Below are 20,840 nucleotides of genomic sequence, written 5' to 3'. Positions count from 1 at the left end.
ACACGCAAAATCAGTCGAGTAGGACGAGGTTATCTCGGTGTATGATTTCATCGTAATCGCGATAGCCGAGGATTTTTTCAATGTCTTTAGTGTGTTTTCCGGCGAGTTTCGTGGTCTCCACGGCGTTATAGTTTACCAAACCGCGAGCGAACTCTACGCCCTTTTCCGTGAGGCATGAGACGGTATCGCTATAATCAAAGCTGCCCTCGACGCGTCGAATACCGGCGGGAAGTAGGCTTTTACCGCCTTGCACGAGGGCATTCCGTGCGCCGTCATCTACAATAAGCCTGCCTTTTGGGGGACGGGAGTAGGCGATCCACCGCTTGCGTCCAGAAATACGAGATTGTGGCAGGAAGAGCGTTCCAAGCAACTCACCCTTCAAGAGCCGTGTGACAACAAGCGGCTCTCGTCCGTGCGCCAGCACCATCATTTCACCAGATCCAGTGACAATGTCAGCAGCGCGCAGTTTCGTCACCATCCCACCCGTGCCGCTCGTCGTGCCAGCCTCGCCAGCGGCTTGCCATATCTCTTCTGAAATCGTGCTGACGGTGTGGATAAGTTCCGGGTCTGGGCTGTCCCTCGGATCGGAGGTGTAAAAGCCTGCCTGATCAGAGAGGATAACCAAGAGTTCCGCTTGGGCGAGGTTTGTTACGTAAGCAGAGAGGGTATCGTTATCACCGACTTTGATTTCATCAACCGCGACGGTGTCGTTTTCGTTGATGATGGGGATCACGTCGTGATGGAGCAGGGCGCGGAGGGTATCGTTCATGCGGGTATAGCGTTCCCGATTCGAGAAATCGTCCCGCGTGAGGAGCATAAGTGCCGTCCGCTGTTCGTAGCTGCGGAACCACTCCTCATAAGCCGCCATTAATCGGATTTGTCCGACTGCAGCAGAGGCTTGTAGGTGTGGTAGTGTTTGCGGACGCTGTTTCAGACCAAGTCCAGGCCAGCCAGCGGCGATTGCCCCTGATGTGACAAGGATAACCTCCACACCCTCTTGCTTTACGAGTGCTAAATCGTGGACCAGCCCAATCAGAGCAGCTTCGTTGAGGTGCCCTTCGTCTGCAATGGTGCTGCTACCGACCTTCACAACGATACGTTTCACGTTTGAGAGACAGGCGCGTGCCTCAGTCAGATCGCATCGCTCTTGGACTATAGGTGAACTCGAATTCATCGATCTGGACCGTGTCTCCTTCCACTGCGCCTTCGCGGGCGAGGGCATTCATCACTCCCATGTTTTTCAACTTCCGATACAACAAAATCAACGCTTGTTCGTTTCCCATATCCGTCATTAGGACAGCACGCCGCGGTTCTGCACCACTGACGATAAATCCATGCTCGGTTTTAGCGAGTTCAAACCGTGCTGCCGGTTCAGGCGGTAGGTCCTGTTCAAATGTAATCGTCGTCGCTGCTGCTTCCCGGGCGCGTGTTTCAAGGTATTGTAAAGAACGATACGCCTGCTGCACAAGCGGATTAACGCCTTCACCTGTAATAGCAGAGATGGGAAAGATTTTCCGTTGCCCGAAGTATTCTTGGACGCGCGTCAGATTTGCTTGCGCTTCGGGTATATCTATCTTATTTACGGCAACAATCTGTGGAAGTTTCGTGAGTAGTTCGTTGTAATGTCCTAATTCCCGATTGAGTTGTTCATAGTCTTCAATGGGATCGCGTCCATCTGTAGCACTTAAGTCAATGACATGAATGAGCATTTTGGTGCGTTCAATGTGGCGCAAGAATTGGTGTCCTAAACCCGCGCCTTCGTGTGCGCCCTCTATCAATCCCGGAATATCAGCGAGGATGAAATTCTGCTCTCGGTCGATACGGACAACGCCTAAATTAGGACGGAGTGTGGTAAATGGATAGGGTGCAATTTTCGGGGTTGCAGCAGAGGTTCGCGCCAGTAACGTCGATTTACCGGCGTTGGGATAACCGAGCAGTCCGACATCAGCGATGAGTTTGACCTCAAGGCTAATCTCGCGTTCTTCCCCGGGTTCCCCCTTCTCGGCGACGCGCGGTGCTTGGAAGGTGCTGCTCTTAAAGTGGGCATTGCCTTTACCCCCGATACCACCGCGTGCGACAATAACGCCTTGATCGGGTTCCGTCAGGTCCGCAAGCATTTCCAGTGTATCTTGGTCTCTGACGATGGTGCCAGCCGGGACTTTAACGATGCGAGCTGCGCCATCGGCACCGTGTTTTTGCTTGCCGGTGCCGTGTCCACCGTTCTCGGCGACTTGGCGCGGGTTATGACGCAAATCTATCAGCGTGCTCATTCCCAAAGTCGCAACAAAAATAACGTTGCCACCGTTGCCACCGTCTCCGCCATCGGGACCGCCACGCGGGACGAACTTCTCTCGACGGAAACTGATGCATCCGTTGCCGCCGTTGCCTGCTTTAACCTGAATCCTTGCTGTATCCATTGTATCACCTTTACTGGCTCACATGCTCGTTTCAATACTCCCTCAAAATCTCTGGCGCGCGATCACTCGCTTCTTCGTAGGTATAGCCAGTTTCCACCGTCACGTATTCCTCAGTCGTCTCGTTCTCACCGCCATCCACCACACCATCTGAGCCCGTGAAGGTGAGCATACTGTTTTCCCTATCAATATGGAGGTAATCCTCACAGATCACACCGCTCGACAGGAACCCGCCAACACTCCTCTCGTCATTCACCCAAACAACGTATCCGGAAGTGCACGTGTCACTGCCATTACCACCACTGCCATTGCCGTTAGTGTTGCCACCAGGTGTGCCACCGCCAAGGGGTGTGCCGCCACCAAGGGGGGGACCATCGCCAAGCGTCCCATCATTCAAGTCATCATCAGTATCGGGCTGAACAAAGGTACCACCACCACCGCCGAAGCCGCCACCACCGCCGCCGAAGCCGCCGCCACCTTGGGGTGGGCCATCATCTTGCGGCGTGGTAACAGGAACACCACCATCACCACTACCACCGCCGCCTCTGCCACTGCCACCACCACCATCACCACCATCACCACCATCACCACTACCACCGCCGCCTCTGCCACCACCATCACCACCACCATCACGGGTCGAACGTCGGACCGCTTCAGCAGGTAAAGCCGAGGCACTTTTGCGGTAGATGATATAGCTGAAGTTATCTGGATGGATGTGGATGATAGGCCCCTCAATGCCGTCTGTCCGATCTGTGAATTCTGGTATAACGGTTATGCACGTGTTCTCAAGGCAGACAGAAGCTTCAGTTGAAGTTATATATCGGTCTACACGATCAGCTGTCAGCATTGAACCGACATGCGGTGCATCGGAACAGCCGGTTATGCTAAAAAGAACAATGAGGATACTGACGATTAAGTTTGACGATAAGAACTGGGTTTCCTTTACGCTTTCAAAACCTATTGTCATGCTCGCCGCTGCGCGGTTCGCACCTGTTTGGGGCATAATACGCGACCCCTTCCCGTAGTCCCTACCGTATCCGTTGTAATTCAAAGGTATCATCACCTTCATCGGACGCTATGCCATCTATGTTGAGGCGGAACTTCGCAATATACCCTGGAACTAACCCTCTGACCCGAACGAGTATTTTTGTAGCATCTGTTCCAACATCAAATTGTGCGATACGGACACCATCAGGTTCATCAATTTGTGTAAAGTTTGTTATCTCAAGATATTTTTCAGTGTTTGGAAACAACCGCGTTCCTTCCACGATTCGGATTTCAAACCCACTGGTTTCCAGTGTGTCTCCACGAGAGACTTCTGCGAACGCCTCTGGATAGTACATCTGGATACGCCAGCCTTCAAAGGCGTTGTCAACATCAACACCATTGTCACCACCCAGCAGCGCACTATCTGCTGGAAGTTCCGCAATCCCCGCAGCTACCAACGCCTCCGCAATTTCGGTGGTGTCCATTGACCGTTCCGCACGTAAAACAAGACGACCTTCATAGTAGAATTCGTACATCACACCTGTCGGATGGATATGGATAACGGGTGCCAGTATGGTATCTCCTTGTCTCTCCACTTTTCTGACGACCACTTTGAGGCAAACGGAATCAAACCCATCTTGTACACAAACCGTATCCTCACCCTTCGATCTAAGAAATTGCGTTACATCGTTGACTGAGAGTAGCGGACCGGTATAAGGAACCTCGCACCCGATAATACTCACAAACATGAAAATAAAAATTGCAAAAAGCAATTTTTTCATTCATTACCTCCGTTCTTGCACGTCCTTCACTCACAATAATGAATTCAGGCAATTTTTGCTTGGAGATTTGCAAACTACACCCTTAGACTTCGTAACGTTGAGAGGTTCACCTCATGCATAGTTTTCATTTCTGGTGTTTCGATGATAAGTGGGGTTTCGGCAAAGCGGGGGTCGTTGAGGATATACGCGAATGCTGGCACGCCGATATTGCCCTCACCGATGTGTTCGTGCCGATCGACTCGGCTCTGATAGGCGGATTTCGCGTCGTTGAGATGAAAAGCCTTCAATCGGTCCAAACCGATCATATCGTCAAATTGACTGAATGTTGCGGCGCAATCCGCTTCGGTTCGCATGTCGTACCCAGCAGCAAAGACATGGCACGTATCAAAACAGACACCGAACCGATCAGGATATTTCGACATACCCATCACATCACGGATGTGTTCAAAAGCGTAACCGAGGTTTGTGCCTTGCCCGGCAGTGGTTTCAAGGAGAACGACAACATCCGGTGCCTCGGCACTTTCAAACAAATCATCGAAACTCTCAGTCAGCCGCTTTAATCCGATCGTTTCCCCCTCACCGAGATGCGCGCCGAGATGCGTGACGATGTGGCGGAGTCCAAGGACCTGTGCGAGTTCCATCTGCTCACGAAATGCTTGATTCGATTTTTTTAGTACGTCGGGTTTTGGAGAAGCGAGATTACTGAGATGGATGTCGTGGACAATGACATCGGCGAGGTCAGCCTCTGCCCATGCCGTGCGAAACTTTTCTTTTATGACATCGGTAGGGGGTTTTCCCTGCCACTGATTTGGGTTTCTCAAGAAAATCTGTATTGCATCGCAGTGGAGGTCGGTTCCGTTTTTGATGGCATTGTGTATGCCGCCTGCTGTGGATACGTGTGCGCCGAGGATCATATTTTAAGTTGGTATCTGCTCCTTCTGCAAGATTCTATAACTACGTTAATCTCGTGGTTGGGCTGCGTGGGTCTATTGATTCGAGACTACATTGGTATCCCTATCTGGCACAAGTTGCTGCGGCAAGGGATTTTCCTTCTGTTTGAAATGATGGCGCAAAAACCCTATGGAACCGGGAACGCCAAGTTTATCCGTAAGAACTTTGGCACCCAATTTATAGATTTCAATATCGGTGAGTTCAAGTAAACCCTTACGCCAAGCCTCAATTCTTTCGGCTGCAATCTGTGTCTCTGCTTCTTGTAAGGCTTCCCGTTCTTGGATCTGCTTAACCATTGTCGGGATATCTGGATCATCATCCAACCCTTTATGCCGCTCAGCAGTATAGTCGCAATCGTTAGGTCTACACTGCTTGAGAAATCGCTCTGTATAGGCAGTACCCATTTGTGCCATTAGTTCTTTAAGTCCTGCTTCATAGAGTTCATTCTCTGTCATTTCTAAAATACGCATTTCAAGCCTCCGATTGCAGCCAGATATAAGGGTTTTCGACCTGAGTGTGAAGTTGCGCTTGGTAGTGTTTTGCTCTTCTGAGTAGCCTATCATCGGTTGTTAGAAAGATATCCGCCCCGGCACTTTCAGCGCAGGCGAGGTGCAAAGCATCTCTTCGCTTGAACCCAAGAACTTCAAGTCTTATACCTCTCTCACTTTCACTTGACCCAACAGAAACAGTCTGATGGGCAAGAGTTATCCAATTTTTGATTTGAAAACGCGCGCCAAAATTTGAAGACTGGTCAACTTCATCCGACAAAACACTACTAACAACCCAATGCCAACGCCCGCTAAAGCAATAAGTGAGAACCTGATGCATAGCCTCGGCTTCTTGACGAATTCGTGCTTGTGTTGGAGGGTCAAAAAGCCGACTTAAGCAACAGGTATCAAGATAAATCTTCCAGACTTGAAAATCGGTTTGCACGTCTCTATCCAGACTCCATACTGCCAATTGCCAAACTTTAGTGGTAATTAAAGATACCACAAAAATGGAACAAAGTCAAATCAAAGAGCGTTTAAAAGAGGTTAGAAACCCCGCCCACCAATTTGCCCATTAGGGGTGTACAACGGTCTTGACCCCACGTTGCGAAGCGGCGTTATCAAACGCTGCAAGACCTTGTTCGATTGGAAACCGATCCGTCAGCAATGGTTCAAAGTTAAGTGCTTTTTCAATCAGGAGTTGGCGCGATGCTTCAAGACTGGCACGAGAGAACGCCCATGATGCCATCAGTTTATGACCGGTGTAGTGAAACTCCTCTAAGTTGACGCGAATCTCTTCACCCTCTGGCGCAAGCCCGAAGAAGTTAAGACAACCGCCTCTACGGACGACCTCAAAAGCGAGTGCGATCACTGAGGCGTTGTTCGTTGTGGAGGCGATAACGGTATCCACCCCTCCATGGGTGAGGTCTCGGAGGTGTGCGATAGCTTCAGGTGAAGTATCAAAAGCACAATCAGCACCGAGTGTCTCCGCGACGTGCCTACGGTGTGGTAATGGCTCAATTACATAGGTTGCCAAGCCTGCCCGTTTTGCGAGTTGGGTGAATATCAGTCCGATGGGACCGGCACCGAGGATGGCGACGGAATCTTTGAAAAGGGTTTCCCCCATAGCATTTAGACAGCATCCCAACGGTTCCAGGAACAGCAATTCTTCGTGTGGGATGCTGTCGGGGACTCGGATGAGTTTTCCTGTATCGATACCGTGTTTCGGCATCCGCATGTACTCTGCGTAACCCCCGTCGATATCGTGTCCGATACCTTCAATGGTCGTACAGTATTTGTCGAGATCGTTCTCACATTCGGGGCATGCCCCGCAGGAGAGCATGGGGTTGACGGTAACGCGTTCGCCGACCTTGACATCGGAATGCCGACTCTCTACCACTATACCCGCGAGTTCGTGCCCCATGACGACGGGTGGTGCGTAATCTGAAACATCTCCGCGGAGCGCAGCGAGGTCAGAGGCGCAGATACCGCAGAGCTCCATCTGGATGAGGACATCTCCCGCAGCAAGCACAGGAATGGGTTTTTCGTGGATACGTAATTGCTGAATTTTTTCAAAAACAATTGCTTTCATTCTTTTTAACTATTAAATCTGGGCACCGTTCCACAATGTAAAGCTAAGACAAATTGTTCGCTAATCACTCACAATTTCGTTTCACGGTGGTTTCTGCCTAACTTCGACCCGTCCTAAAGTTTGGACAATTTTTAAAAAGACTCGTAAGGGACGGTTTCTGCCTGATGCGTCTTAGCGGATTTTTCCGCCAGATCCATAATAGCGATAACGCGGCGAGCGGATTCGGGTGTTACGAGTAAAGGCGTACCGTCGTTCAGATGCGCAATGATATTTTCGTAGTAACTCGGTCCCGGTCTACCGTGGTAACTGACCGTCTGTTCTTTGGGTTTGCCCTCAACTTCAGAGAGGACTTTAAACGCCCCGTCTTCAGAGGTAATCGCGCCGTGAGAGCCGAGCAATTTCCAGCGGGGTCCGCCGATCTTGGCGATGTTAGACATCTGGATGTTCGCCATCGTGCCATCTGCTACGACCTCTCCACCGGCGAAGCGAATAACCGCTTGGACATGGTCCTCATTGGTAATGTCGTCCCAGACGAGATTGGGTTGATAGAAGCCAGTAACGTTGATCATCGGTGCGTCAAGGACATTGAGCAGCCAGTCGAGATAGTGTGCGCCCCAGTCGTAGAATTGCCCGCCGGAGATGGCTTTGACGCTCCGCCACCAATTCGGGTTGGGCTTACCGTAGCCGCCACCCCACATTTCGACGTTGAAGACCTTACCGATGATGCCGGAGTGAACGAGTCCACGAAGCGTCCAAAAATCAGCATCCCAACGTCGGTTGTGGTGAACAGATAGCATAACGCCGTTCTCTTCAGCGGTACTAATCATCTCTGTCGCTTCCGCAATCGTGACACACATCGGTTTTTCAACAATAACGTGTTTCCCTGCCTTGAGACTTGCCACAGTTGTGCTACAGTGGAAACTATGGGGTAGGACATTCGCAATGAGATCCACACCCTCGTCAGCGTTGAGTTCTTCGACAGCATTATAGGTACGGATTCCCGGAAAATCTTCTTTTGCCGCTGCTGTCCGCTCTGGATCGATGTCGCAGATAGCGACACATTCAATGCCATCGGTGCGTTGCATCATATTCGCATGGGCTTTGCCCATATTAAATGCCGCCCCATATCCGATGACGGCACCTCTGATGGTATCTGCCATTAGTTTTGGCTCCTTCTCTTTCATGTATGAATGCCATATTTTAGCACAAAAGCGGAAAAATTGTGTGAAAATTAGCCAAGAAACTCTGTAAAAATTGGGGGCACTGCGGGAAAATTAATTGACTTTTCTAAAAACCTATGCTAAATTTTATGGGTGCACATTAGTGCAATCGCAGCAGACGCGCTTCGTTTAGCAAGAATAAGCGCAGATGCTTTATAACTTTTTTAGGAATGTCTTGAGGTAATTTATGACAAAAGTTGGACTCATCGGGGTCGGCAACATGGGTATGGGGATGTCAAGAAACATCCTGAAAGCCGGGCACGAACTCACTGTGTATGATGTCCGTTCAGAGCCGTTGGAAGTGTTAGCAAAAGAAGGGGCATATACCGCTGCATCACCACGCGAAGTTGGGAACGCTGCAGAGAGTGTCTTTATCATGGTGCTGAATGTTGAACAGGTCAAAGCAGCACTGTTAGGAGAAGACGGTCTACTTGCAGGGCTTAAGCCAGGGGCTACAATCATCTGCACAGCGACCATCGGACGTTCACAGGTGATAGAGGTCGGCGAACTCGTGAGGGCGAAAGGGTTTCATATCGTTGACGCACCTGTCAGTGGTGGTGCCCCCGGGGCAGCGGCAGGAACGCTCACAATGATGGTAGCAGCACCAAAGGAAATATATGAAGCATCGGAACCCGTACTTGAAGCAGTCGGACGCGATATTTACCACGTTGGGGAAGAAGTCGGGATGGGTCAAACCGTCAAGTCGGCACTTGCCGTGCTGATTGGTACGACTTACGCCGGTATCTTTGAAGCACTCACGTTAGCAGTGAAAGCAGGCGTAAAACCAGAAACGTTGCGGGATGTTGTCAGCACGAGTGTCGTTGGGAATTTCCTCTTTAGGGACACAACGGAAAATATTTTGACGCGTAACTTCAGAGGTCAGAGTAACATTGGTACAATGCATAAGGACCTGAGCCTCGCGAAAAGCATGGCAAACGATTGTGGGGTGCCGCTCTTTGCGGCAAGCGCAGCCTTTGAACTCTTTCAAGCGGGGAAAGCAGTGAACCCGGACGAAGATAACTGGACGATTATCAAAATATTGGAAAACATCGCGGGTATTGAAATCAAAAAGACAGAATAATTGTACCCTAAGATTATTGTCAGAAGCACCGCTTGGCACTTTGGACCCCCGCGAAGATAGAGAACAGGGAGAAAGTTAAATGCGTAAACTGGGAACCATCACAGACGGAATTAGCCGAGACTTTGAATATGCATTGAATGTTATGGTAGAGACCGGCTTGGAATACGTTGAATTACAATATCTCTGGAAAAAACAGGTTGGCGATCTGACGGATAGAGAACTCGGACGCGTCGAGAGATTAATCAAGGAACGAGATTTAAAGGTGTCCTGTATTTCGCATCACAACTTGTCGGCAATCCCCGTGGATACATCTGTCGTCGCGCCTGTGTATCGTTCACACATTAACACGTTGCAAAGATGTATTGATGTTGCCCAAGCCGTCGGCACGAATTTAGTTCGCATTTTCAGTTTCCGAAAAGAGATGGTGCTTTTCGGTGCCGAGCCAATTATCTCCGAGGGGGCATGGTCGATGTTGTTAGAGGGGTTGGAAGAACCGCTGCAAATCGCTGATGACGCAGATATTACGCTTGTCATTGAGACAGCAATCTCCGGGAACGTGACATCGGCACTCCTTGCGAGAAAGTTGATTGACGAATTAGACGTGCCACATCTGAAAGTCCTCTGGGATCCGTGCAGTTCGCTCTATTGTACAGAGGTGCCCTATCCAGACGGTTACGAGGCTATCCGTGAGTACATCGCGCACGTACACCTCAAGGACGGGATTGTGAATTTGCCAGCGGCGACGTTTGATTTCTGTGCGATGCGCCAAGGACAGATGGACCCCTACTACAACGACATTGTGAAGGCGTTGGACCGCGATGGATACGACGGTACGATCTCTTTAGAGAGTGTTTATACGCCAGAAGGCGGCACGCGCGAGGACGGATTCAGAGAGTCTCTGCCAATCTTCATGGAACTCATGGGAAGATGACGTTCATAGCGTTCTCTTTAATCACTGCGTAATTGTTCCAAAACGCTGCTGGGCAGCGGGCTCGCGCCTGAAGTTGCGACACCGTCGTCAACCTGTGCGGGGGTCATCATCCCCGGTACAACACTGGAGACAGCCGGATGTGCTAAGATAAATTTGAGGGCGGCTTGTGGGAGACTTTTTGCTTTGTTTCCAACGATTGATTTCGCTTGTTCTACTCGCTCCAAATCGGCAAGGAACTTCTCACGGGGCCACGTCTTCCGATAATCGTTTTCTGCGAACACGGTGTCCGGTCCGAGCTGTCCGGAGAGGAGTCCTGACGATAAGGGTTGGCGGACGACGACAGCGACCCCTTTTTCGACGGCGGTTTCCATAACGGATGTCGCCATCTCCTGGGAGAGGATATTATACGTCAGCAGCAATGCGGAAACGTTGGTCTCTGCCATCGCTTTGCGTGCGTCGGCTTCGCTGCCGAGGCACAATCCATAAAAGCGAATCTTCCCTTCGGCTTTGAGTGCCTCCATTGTTCCGAAGGCATCATCCCACTCAGCTGCGGGGGGTGGCGCGTGAAATTGATAGATGTCAATGACATCCCGCTTCAAGCGTTTGAGGCTCCCTTCGACGGCTTGTCGGATATAGTCGGGTGAGACGTTGAAGGATGGACGTTCCCACCCGTGGCTAATCCAACCATCAGAGTCCAACTCATAACCGAGTTTCGTCGCGATAACGACCCTGTTCCCGAGTGCGGAAAACGCTTCACCGAGGAGTTGCTCGGCGCGTCCCCCGCCGTATTGGTCTGCGGTATCGTAAAAGGTAACACCGCTTTCAAAGGCGTATCGGAGAAGATCCACAGCCTCCGTTTCACCGATGTCGCCCCATTCCCGTCCGCCGAGTTCCCATGTTCCCATACCGATTTCGGAGACGATGAGCCCTGTATTTCCCAATCTACGTTGGTGCATTATTTTTTCCTTCGCAAGGCGCGAGTCCTGCGCCGTAATAATATTATGGATCCGAACGTGCCTGCTATTTTATCTTACAACCTGCAGCCTGTGAGAGACGTTATAGGTCAAGGGCTTGCAAGAAAGCGTTAAAACTAGGCGTTGAGAGCGCGGTGTCATGAAGTTGGGTGAGACGCTTAATATCCTCAACTGTCTCAAGCGTTCGTGTTACCGTGTGCATATCAGTGTCAGGGAAGCGCGTTGCAAGGACAGCGATGATGTTTTTGATAGTTGTCTCGCGCATACCTTGTTCGATACCTTGTTCGATACCTTGTTCGATACCTTGTTCGATACCGCGCTGTAAGACTAAATCGTAGAATGGAGACTCTTGCATGATTTCCTCCGATATCAACTTCTGAAAAAGTTGCGGATCGTGTGCTAAACTTCCGAGAAGCGAAAGCGCAAATAAAAGTGTTCCCTGCGTTTGTCCGTCAACTGGTGCTGCTTGTGTCTTAGCAACACAAGCCTCCACCCACGCCTCGGCTGTCATCCCGACAGGAGGTCTCATTAAAGGAGTAAAAGGCAGCAAACCGACAGCAGAGGTGTCTAAAAACGATTGACCGTCTAAGTCAGCGAGGCGGATAACTTTATAGTTGAGACGCAAACCGAGCGTCTCATCCCCATAGTTATAGACACCGGGGTCATTGCGCCCCGCGTTTGGGGCGAGATAAAGCACAAGTGAGTATACCGGCATCTGGTAGCGAAGGATAAGAGAACTCGCGTATCCCAAGACCCGTAGGGGCATAGGGCGGTCAGTGCTATCGCGTGTTTGTATCTCTATGTGAAATAGTGTCACCTCACCGTTAGAACGCCTGACTTTGAAAGTCATATCGTTTTGATGGACTTTAATGGTCGTTTGTTTAGTGTCCAATCGTTGAAGGACTTCAAGGTTCGGCTCGTTAAAGAGCAGTCGCGCGAATTCCGTAGAAAAGCGGTCCATAATGTGTGTGACGATCGGGTCAAATTGCCGCATATAATATAGTATATTTTTCTTTTTCTGAAAAGTCAACAGTTTTTTAGGAGCATTTAGGGGTATTTATACCATTTTTAAATAAACGCTTCTCATTAAGGAAAACCCGTGCGTAGTAGCGCAATTCATTGCGCGCTTACATGCGGATACCTCATAGAGTCCCACAATCTCTATAATACGACTTTATTTTTCAGATTTGGTATTAGTTTTAAGAGATAACAAAAGAAAAAATATAAGGCAGCCACAAGGGCTGCCCCTACCTACCTTCACCCAAAAACAGGCAGCAAAAATGGGCAGCCACAAGGGCTGCCCTACAATATGATAACCGGACGGATGGAGGACCCCGCCCGGTTGTATTCGTTTAGTCTCTCGCCTTTAAATCGCCCCACCTCGTGGTGAGTTTGTCAGCTGCAGAGACTTCCCCTTTCAAGCGAACGGTTGCCAGCATCCGACGCGTTCCGTCAAAAGAGACATCCTCTATCCGGTAATAGTAGACAACATTCAGCTTCGCAGTCGTATCTGTGTAGGAATACAGATGCTCCTCACTGCTCGTGCCGTTTCCGGGAATGATGCCCTTGATGTTAATCACTTGGAAATCCTTATCCCGATTTTCACTCCGTAAGATGTTGAATCCGGCGTTGTTCAACTCAGATTCCGTGCGCCACTTGATGAGGACGGCACCATTCTCCGTCCGCACCGGTCGGAAGCTTGCTAATTCAACAGGCACGGGACCGCCTTTCCGATACCCGGGATTCGCTAAGTCATCGCGCGCCCCGTAGTAGTTCGGACTCGGACCGTCTTTTGAAAAGAGTATCCAGGCTTCCGCCATCAGTCCATCTTCGGGGGGATCGGGTTCACCGTCAAACCCGTTTTCTTCGGGTCTAAAGGCTATCCCGTATAACCGGACGATGGATCGGCGCTGCTCGCCACCCGTTTCGGGCAATGCCCATTCTACCGTGCGGGCACCGCGAGCTGCGATGTTTCCGACCTCATCAATCACCATATCGTCGCCTTGGAGGTTCGGATTGCCTTTGTCCGTCAACTTTAGATAGAAACCCATCGGATTCAGGAGCAGATCTAAACGGCTCATGTTCAGATCGCGACGGTGGTTGACATAAATATTATAGACGCGACCGTCTGGAAGATTCGTCGTCGCGTTTCTGGCGACAACGAGGACCGTCTGATTTGGGAGGACGGTTATATCTTTAAACTTGATTGTGCCGTCAATATAGCGACCTTCAGCGTCGTGGAGATTGCGGATTTGGAGTTCCCAGCCGTTGAGATTCACGGCTTCGGTCAGCGAAGAGTTGTAGATTTCAATCCACTGTGGCGTGCTGCCGTTGAGACCCCGGTCATACATAATCTCGCTGATGCTGATTTCACCATCAACGAGTCTATCCGTCGCAGATTTGAGTGCGGCTCTCTCGTAGCCGGGGGTGCCGGGAGAGGTGGAGAGATCGGCATTCGGGTCGTAGCCGAGACCGCCTTTGGGTCCGACGGCTTCCCAAGCATCTTTGTGGTGTCCATCGTTTGCCTGATAGCGTTTCCGCTGCCACGCTTGGTCGCGTGAGGCGAAGGTGTTGTCTCCGAAAGCGGCGATGCTGCTGGCAGCGGATTTATACTGTCCGACACGGGGCCAGAACTGTGTGCTCACATTGGCAGAAAAATCTTCAAAGAACCCGTTGCCGGCGTAATCCTGAATATTTTCATCCTTGCCGTTTTTGTTCGGGTTATTCCGCAGCAGGAGCATGAACTTCCCCGTATTTGGCAGGTTCAAACGTGAATCGACAACATAAGCCATCGCGCCCGCTCTCTGCTGTTCATCCATATTCGCGGCATTCGCCCCTGCAGCGAGGGGTGTCACCCACGGGTCTTCGTTCACCAGCAGGAGAATCTCGCCGGAATCTATCTCGTATTCGGGAAGATCCACGAGATCGGTGTCCGTGCCGGCTGCGGTCACAATACTGAGTTCCCAGTCTTTCAGCTGCTGCATACCGGAACTGACGTTTTTTAACTCCACCCAGTCGATGTTGGCATTTGAGGTATCATTGCGGACTTCGTTGATAACAATGATGTCAGAATTGACAGCAGATTGCTGCAGTCGTCCGACGTGGATACCCGTGACGTGTTTCGCACCGGGTGTGCTGATAGAGAGGAGTTCAATGACAGCATTGCCAGCGATGATTTTTATGTCTGTATTTCTGCGTCCGTTCGCCGGGGTCGCTTGCCAACTGTTCGGATTGGCACCAAACGGAATCCCCGCCAATTGTGCTGCCCTGTCCAGGTCGCCATCCTCGACGGTATTGTAGTCGATAGCCCGATAAGCAGAGACGAACGCCGTGTTCGGTCTATCGCCGCTTTTCCCCGGCAGTTTCCAGAGTCCCGCGAAGAGGGTATCTATGGAATCAAGGACTTTGTAGGTCGTTCCGCCAAAGGTTACGGTGTCTCGGGTGGGATGGCTCACAAATGGGGTGAACAAGAAATAGAGTGTCTCTGTAATGGCTGCATTCGTGGTGTTGTAGAGTTCAATCCACTGCACCTCTTGGTTCTGGAGTTGTGGAACCCTTATGGTTATCGTTTCTGGATTCGTATTCTGATCTACGGGAAGGGAACGATCGTAATTTGGATTTGGAACCATTATTCCCCCGCCGTCTGGTGAATTGTCAATCCCTCTATCCACTGCCCACATAATCTCACTGATGACGATATCGCGCATGGCGAGGGAGCTGTCCTCTGCTGTGACGAGTTCAAGGGTGCCTCCGAAATCGAAGAACGTCTCTAAGTCGGGCATCCGCGTTGAATTCGGCTCTTGTAACATTGAGTGCCGGATATGTTCATAAGGGACGTGGACTAAGATGCCCGCCTCGGCAGAGCCTGCACCGTCATAAGTATCAGGGTCGGGATTGGTAGTCGTAGTCGTAGGGTATCCTCTCGGTGCCCGTCCGTAGACGGCAAAGTCGTGTGCAGGCAGGTTTACTGTATCTGCGTTTTCGATGAGGTACAAAGGACCGATGTCGATCCCAACAGGATTCTCTCTGCGGGAAACGTCGGAAGTCGCAGGAGCGTACTTATTGTCCGAATTGCTATCTGCAGATGCCTGAACAACAAGGGGTATAAGCCTCTGTTCTGAAAACTGTGCCATCGCGGACCACTGTGAACAGAGGCATAAGACGAGTGTAACGGTTAAGAGGGTTAAAACGGATATAGGTTTGTGTGGAAACATATTAACTGTTTGCTCCTTTTTTTGAGTTATAGGTTATAAGTTGTAAGTTATAAGTTAAAGAGGCTATGTGGTAACACTTCTGCGCGATTTGGCATATTCCAGACTACGTGAGTTTGATAAAGCTTGCCACTTGTAGCGTAAACTTTCAGTTTGCGCCATATCGCTCACAAACTATGGTAAACCTTAGAATTAATTAGACATTCAGGACCGGTGCGGTTAGAAACCGCACCTACCAGGCCGGGGTAAAATGTTCATTTATTTTTCTGGTTTACCATAAATGAAGATTAATTTATTAATCCGGGAACTTTCAAACGTGCGATAAATCGCACTACTACGAACCAATCCGTTTGTAGTAGGGAAACCATTCATTGCCCGTCAGTTACCGAAATATCTGCTTACACTTCATACAGTTTGTGCTACAAAAGACCAACTGCTGATCGCTGACCGCTGAGAGTAGAGCGAAGCGGAACGCCCTGACCGCTGATGGCTACTTCAAAATCACCATTTTGCGCAGTAGGGACACATCTCCCGCACGGAGTTGATAGAAATAGACACCGCTCGATACGCTTTCACCGTGCGTATTTCTGCCGTCCCAATACGCTGCACGCGACTTCGCAACGTAATAGCCAGCCGGTTGATGTCCAAGTTCCAGATGCCGTACCAACACACCGCGCGCATCGTAGATGAAGATTTCAACACTGCTGTCGGCGGCTAACGCGTAAGGCAGCCACGTCTCAGGGTTGAACGGGTTCGGATAGTTCGCCAACAGCCGCGTCTCCGTTGGACGGAGTGCTGCTAACAAACTTTCCAGCATCGCAATCGCATTTCTGTATTTCAACGAACCGTCGCTCTCAAGTCGGAGTTGATGGAGGTACGTTTCTAACGTCTCGCGATCCAACGTGCCGAGGGTTTTCGCATCAAGCCGTGATAAGAGGTTCTCTGCAGCCGGTGCGCCCGCGACACCAACATCAAGGTTGGCAGTCACAAGCGTAAGGTCCGCGTTATTCACCCTTCCGTCCCCGTTAACATCGGTGCGTGGGTTCTCAATAGCATCACCCGTCTGCCCCAACGCCGCTGTCACGAGTGCCGAATCGGCGGCATCCACCGTGCCGTCGGCGTTGACATCCCAAGGTGGATACTGAGAGACTTCAATATCAATATCCACGGGTGGCACACGCTGCGTCAAGGGGTACAAGGGTGCCGTGTTGAGGATCGGGTTCCCCATGAGCCGTAACGTTCCAAGGTTCGCTAAACCGGCGATTGGACTGACATCTGTAATACCGTTATCCGTCAGATTCAAGGACGTGAGCAACGTTAAACTCGTGAGAGATGAAACCGTATCAATCGCATTATCGGCGAGTGCTAAAGTCGTCAAACGCGTCAAACTTGCCAACGGCGCGATGTCAATAACGGCATTGTCATTGAGGTTTAGCACCGTCAACCCTGTCAACCCGGTGAGACCCGTCAGGTCGCCAACGGTATTCCCACTGAGATTCAGCGTCGTCAGCCCCGTTAAATTCGCCAGTAGCGTCATATCGGTAAGCCCGTTATCCCGCAGATTCAGCACCGTCAGTCCCGTCAACCCAGAGATTGCGTCCAAACTGCGCAATCCCGTCCCACCGAGTTCGAGTGTCGTGAGCGCGGTTAAGCCTGCGATCGGTGTGAAATTAGCAATCGGGTTATCGTTCAGACTCAGCGTCGTCAGGTTCGTCAGTGCCGTCAGCGGAGAAATATCGGTGATGCGGTTCCCCGATAGATTCAACGCCGTCAGTTCAGTGAAGTTCTCAAGCAGAGAGATGTCCGTGAGGGCATTGTTGCTGAGGTCCAACGTCGTCAGGTTCGTCAAATCTTCAAGCGCAGCGATACTCGTCAGACCGTTCCCGCTGAGATTCAAGGATGTCAACCCCGTCAATCCCGCCAAGGGTGTGATGTTTGTGATTGCGTTGCCAGCGAGGCTCAGGGTCGTGAGTCTCGTCAGGCGTCGCAAGGGTGTAATATCCGTAATCCTATTCCCCGGAATCACCAACGTCGTGAGGGTCGTTGCCTGTTCGACACCTGTGATGTCAGAAATGCCAACCATCTCAGATTCAAGCGTGGTGACAGTTCTCACCTGCTGTTGCGTAAAGTCTACACCGGCACTGAGATTCAGTTGTGCTCGGAAAGCATCCCTGAGGCTTGGGTCGGGCATCCAGCTCGGTGCGACAGCGACCGCCTGTGGTGCCGAAGCAGCGTTTGACTTCCCGGTAGCATCTTGGGCGACACCCGCCGGCACGGTAATAATCACATCGCCATCGGTATTTTCATCCGGCGTGACTGTCAAAGAATACATGCTCCCCGTGCCGAGTAAGGTCGAATCTTGCACAACCGCATCGCCCGTAATCTCAATATCACCGAGGACAAAGCCATCCACGTCGCTTGAGAAGACGATCATCACAGAAAAGTCACCAAGTTGAACGGTATCCGGGACATCTTTAAGTTCGACCGTCAGTGCGTTGGTGTCAATTGGAATCGGAGCTGTTAGGTCAGAAGCGATGTTGACATTCTCCGCCAGGTCCTCGACGACCCCTGCGGGAATCTGTAGGGTTACATCTCCGCTGGCGTTGGGGTTCGGTGTGACTCGCGCCGTATAGACGGCATCGCCATCCGTGCCAGCCGTGAGGAGGACGGTTGCGGGTCCCATGAGTGCAATGGCTTCGGTTGTGAATCCGTTGACGGCTTCGGCAAAGGTGATTGTGACATCAAAGGGTTCCCCCTTAACACCGGTCGGTAGGTCGGTAATCTCGACTGTGGGTGCGATGGTGTCAATCCGCACGGGTTGCGTCGTTGCCACCGACTCGGGGTTCAGATTAAGGGCGAAATCCCGGACAGTTTCCGCATTGACTTCGATGAAGAGGTTTCCCTGAACGTCCTCATTGGGTGTCATCCGAACGATGTATTCACTCGCACCGTCGGCACCGGCTTGTAAGCTCGGTGTTACGAGGTCCGGGAGCGTGAAGTCCCCGGGTACCCGAAAATCGTTGACTTCTTCCGAAAACCGTTGACCTCCTCCGAGAACGTCACGGTTAGGAGGTAAGGGGCGTTGCGTTCCGCAGCCGTATACCCGCCCGCCTCCACCGTCGGTGGCGTGACGGCGACGGAGACCGTCGGCGGAATTGTGTCCACATGGACAACATCTGTCTCTGGTGAAGCGGTGTTGTCATTGCGTGCGAAGTCTTGGACGGTACTCGCATTGACCCTGACCGTCACATCTCCTTCATCATTCGCATTCGGCGTGATTGTCACCGTATACACAATATCGCCATCCGAACCCGAGGCAAGGCTTGCCGTCACAGGACCCGTGACCGTCAGATCCGCAGGCACCGCAAAACCGTTGACCTCCTCCGAGAACGTCACCGTTAAATCGTAAGCAACATTTTTCTCTATCGTCGGGAAGCCAGTCACAGAGACCGTCGGGATAATCGTATCTACATGCACCGAAGTCGTCTCCGTTGAAGCCGTGTTGTTATTGAGGGCAAAATCTTGGACGCTGTTGGCATCAACAGTGACCGTCACATCACCTTCTGTCCCTGCCGCATTCGGTGTGATGGTTACGGTATAGACAGCATCGCCATCAGAACCCGACTTTAAGGCTGCCGCTGCAATTGGGGTCGCACCGGCTTCACGCGTTAATCCGAGCGTCAGATCCGCAGGCACCGCAAAACCGTTGACGGGTTCCGAGAACGTCACCGTTAGGTCATAAGCAGCATTTTGCTCCGCCGTCGGGAAACCGCTCACAGAGACCGTCGGCACAATCGTGTCTATATGAATGTTACCTGTTGCCGCTGAAACGATATTCCCATTCCCCGCCTCATCCGTGGCAGCATTCGCATTGACCTTGACGGTGACATCCCCCTCTTTCGCAGCATTCGGCGTAATCGTCGCTGTATAGTTTGTCTTGCTCGTTCCTACCGCTGCCACTGTTGTCACTGTCGCCTCGCCTGTGACCGTTAGGTCATCCGCCGCAAAACCCGTCACATCTTCGTTGAACGTGATGGTGAGATCAAACGCACTCTTCTGCTCCGCCGTCGGTGCCCCTGTAATCATGACTGTCGGACGTTTCTTATCTATAGATACGCTCGCTTGTGTCGCTGCCGTATTGTTATTGGTAGCGGCATCCATTGCGACATTTGCATTCACATCAATCGTCACTGTGCCTTCTGTACCATCTGCAGCTGTCGGTGTGAGGGTGATTGTGTAGGTCTGTGGACCTGCATCACCGGATTTCCAATTACTCGCCTTCGTCGCACCCGCAACTGTCAGATCACCCACCACAAAACCCGTCACATCCTCACCGAAATCAATCGTCACATCAAACGCATCTTTCTGATCGGTCGTGGGTGCGGTAATTGTTGGCATAGGTGGGTCTTTATCAATTGTCACCGTGGCTTGTGTCGCTGCGTTGTTGCTATTGCTACCACCATCCGTGGCAACATTGGCAGCTACATCAATGGTTATTGTCCCAGAAGTCGTTGGGGTTATCCGCAATGTATAGGAACCATTGGTACCGCCGGATAGGGCCCCGACTGTGTGGGTCGCCGTTCCGCCTACCGTAACATCAGCCTTTACAAAACCCGTCACAGTTTCACCGAAGTCAATCGTCGCATCAAAGGCACCGTTCTGCGGGGTCATTGGCACGGTAATCGTCGGTGTTGGTGCTTCCGTATCCACAGAGACATCTACATGCGCCGATGCGTTACTGGTATTGCCGGCACCATCGTCGGCAGCACCCGCAGGTACCGATATCCGCAAGGTGCCTGTGCCAGAGGGTGTGATTGTCGCCGAATAAGTCATGCCACTACCGGTTAAACTTTTAGCAGTCCCTCCTGCAGTACCGCTCTGTGCTGAAAAACTAATACCAATTCTAATTGATTAGGACTTACGCAGTAAGTTAGATTTGTGTTATACTTTTGTATTATGACGACCCTAACTGTTTGAGAAAAAAGATACCCGTTACTATCGGATTATTGCCAGTTTCTCTTAGCCAGTTTTCACAACTTTACGCAGACGTATTTTGCGGAGCATACAGACCGATGGAGTCATGACCAACTCAATCGGTTGCTGCGTGAAGAACGTATCTCTGCGGGAGACCTCTGGCGCTCGGTGAAAAATGACATTGATAGGACTTACGCAAAATTAGAAAATGAGTTGATATATTCTCAGTCGTCGCT

The 20,840-nt window shown here is 51.1% G+C and carries 16 protein-coding genes; 2 read left to right on the top strand and 14 right to left on the bottom strand.

The features are described 5' to 3' along the window. Positions 1-10 precede the first annotated feature (10 nt). From proB to OXN25_22185, 9 genes are all read right to left on the bottom strand, one after another. Positions 11-1,174, bottom strand: a complete 1,164-nt coding sequence (gene proB / locus OXN25_22225; GenBank protein MDE0427580.1) for a glutamate 5-kinase — start codon at positions 1,172-1,174, stop codon at positions 11-13. Beyond that, entirely contained in the window at positions 1,128-2,417 is a 1,290-nt protein-coding gene (obgE, locus tag OXN25_22220) for a GTPase ObgE (GenBank protein MDE0427579.1), read from the bottom strand. The genes proB and obgE overlap by 47 nt, the downstream gene beginning before the upstream one ends. A 31-nt stretch (positions 2,418-2,448) precedes the next feature. Beyond that, a complete protein-coding gene (locus tag OXN25_22215) occupies positions 2,449-3,465 on the bottom strand; it encodes a hypothetical protein (protein MDE0427578.1) in 1,017 nt (338 codons plus the stop codon). Beyond that, positions 3,443-4,183 carry a hypothetical protein gene (locus tag OXN25_22210; protein MDE0427577.1) on the bottom strand — a complete coding sequence of 247 codons (741 nt, stop codon included), beginning with the start codon at positions 4,181-4,183 and terminating at the stop codon, positions 3,443-3,445. Before OXN25_22210 ends, OXN25_22215 begins: the two co-directional genes overlap by 23 nt. 74 nt (positions 4,184-4,257) lie before the next feature. Beyond that, positions 4,258-5,097 carry a deoxyribonuclease IV gene (locus OXN25_22205; GenBank protein MDE0427576.1) on the bottom strand — a complete coding sequence of 280 codons (840 nt, stop codon included), beginning with the start codon at positions 5,095-5,097 and terminating at the stop codon, positions 4,258-4,260. Between the two features lie 72 nt (positions 5,098-5,169). Then, on the bottom strand, positions 5,170-5,604 hold the full coding sequence (locus OXN25_22200; GenBank protein ID MDE0427575.1) for a hypothetical protein: 435 nt from the start codon (positions 5,602-5,604) through the stop codon (positions 5,170-5,172). A 1-nt stretch (position 5,605) separates the two neighbouring features. After that, a complete protein-coding gene (locus tag OXN25_22195) occupies positions 5,606-6,067 on the bottom strand; it encodes a PIN domain-containing protein (GenBank protein MDE0427574.1) in 462 nt (153 codons plus the stop codon). A 129-nt stretch (positions 6,068-6,196) separates the two neighbouring features. Then, positions 6,197-7,213 (bottom strand): alcohol dehydrogenase catalytic domain-containing protein, encoded by a 1,017-nt coding sequence (locus OXN25_22190; GenBank protein ID MDE0427573.1) that lies wholly within the window; start codon positions 7,211-7,213, stop codon positions 6,197-6,199. 131 nt (positions 7,214-7,344) lie between these two features. Beyond that, complete coding sequence (locus OXN25_22185; GenBank protein ID MDE0427572.1) at positions 7,345-8,373, bottom strand: Gfo/Idh/MocA family oxidoreductase; 1,029 nt, start codon at positions 8,371-8,373, stop codon at positions 7,345-7,347. A 247-nt stretch (positions 8,374-8,620) separates the two neighbouring features. Here OXN25_22185 and OXN25_22180 point away from each other — a divergent pair, with 247 nt between their 5' ends. Both OXN25_22180 and OXN25_22175 read left to right on the top strand, forming a co-directional pair. Continuing rightward, positions 8,621-9,514 carry an NAD(P)-dependent oxidoreductase gene (locus tag OXN25_22180; GenBank protein MDE0427571.1) on the top strand — a complete coding sequence of 298 codons (894 nt, stop codon included), beginning with the start codon at positions 8,621-8,623 and terminating at the stop codon, positions 9,512-9,514. A gap of 79 nt (positions 9,515-9,593) precedes the next feature. After that, positions 9,594-10,445, top strand: a complete 852-nt coding sequence (locus tag OXN25_22175; GenBank protein MDE0427570.1) for a sugar phosphate isomerase/epimerase — start codon at positions 9,594-9,596, stop codon at positions 10,443-10,445. Positions 10,446-10,462: 17 nt separating this feature from the next. Here OXN25_22175 and OXN25_22170 read toward each other — a convergent pair whose 3' ends face one another. The 5 genes from OXN25_22170 to OXN25_22150 form a co-directional block, all read right to left on the bottom strand. Further along, positions 10,463-11,401 carry an aldo/keto reductase gene (locus OXN25_22170; GenBank protein MDE0427569.1) on the bottom strand — a complete coding sequence of 313 codons (939 nt, stop codon included), beginning with the start codon at positions 11,399-11,401 and terminating at the stop codon, positions 10,463-10,465. 100 nt (positions 11,402-11,501) lie between these two features. Next, a complete protein-coding gene (locus OXN25_22165; protein MDE0427568.1) occupies positions 11,502-12,413 on the bottom strand; it encodes a hypothetical protein in 912 nt (303 codons plus the stop codon). Between the two features lie 358 nt (positions 12,414-12,771). Then, positions 12,772-15,633: a lamin tail domain-containing protein gene (locus tag OXN25_22160; GenBank protein MDE0427567.1), complete on the bottom strand. Its 2,862-nt coding sequence runs from the start codon at positions 15,631-15,633 to the stop codon at positions 12,772-12,774. 487 nt (positions 15,634-16,120) lie between these two features. After that, entirely contained in the window at positions 16,121-18,556 is a 2,436-nt protein-coding gene (locus OXN25_22155; GenBank protein MDE0427566.1) for a leucine-rich repeat domain-containing protein, read from the bottom strand. Between the two features lie 50 nt (positions 18,557-18,606). Further along, complete coding sequence (locus OXN25_22150) at positions 18,607-20,463, bottom strand: Ig-like domain-containing protein (GenBank protein ID MDE0427565.1); 1,857 nt, start codon at positions 20,461-20,463, stop codon at positions 18,607-18,609. Between the last annotated feature and the right edge of the window lie 377 nt (positions 20,464-20,840).

The organism is Candidatus Poribacteria bacterium (assembly GCA_028820845.1).
Lineage (GTDB): Bacteria > Poribacteria > WGA-4E > WGA-4E > WGA-3G > WGA-3G.
This window is presented reverse-complemented; position numbering and strand designations above follow the sequence as displayed.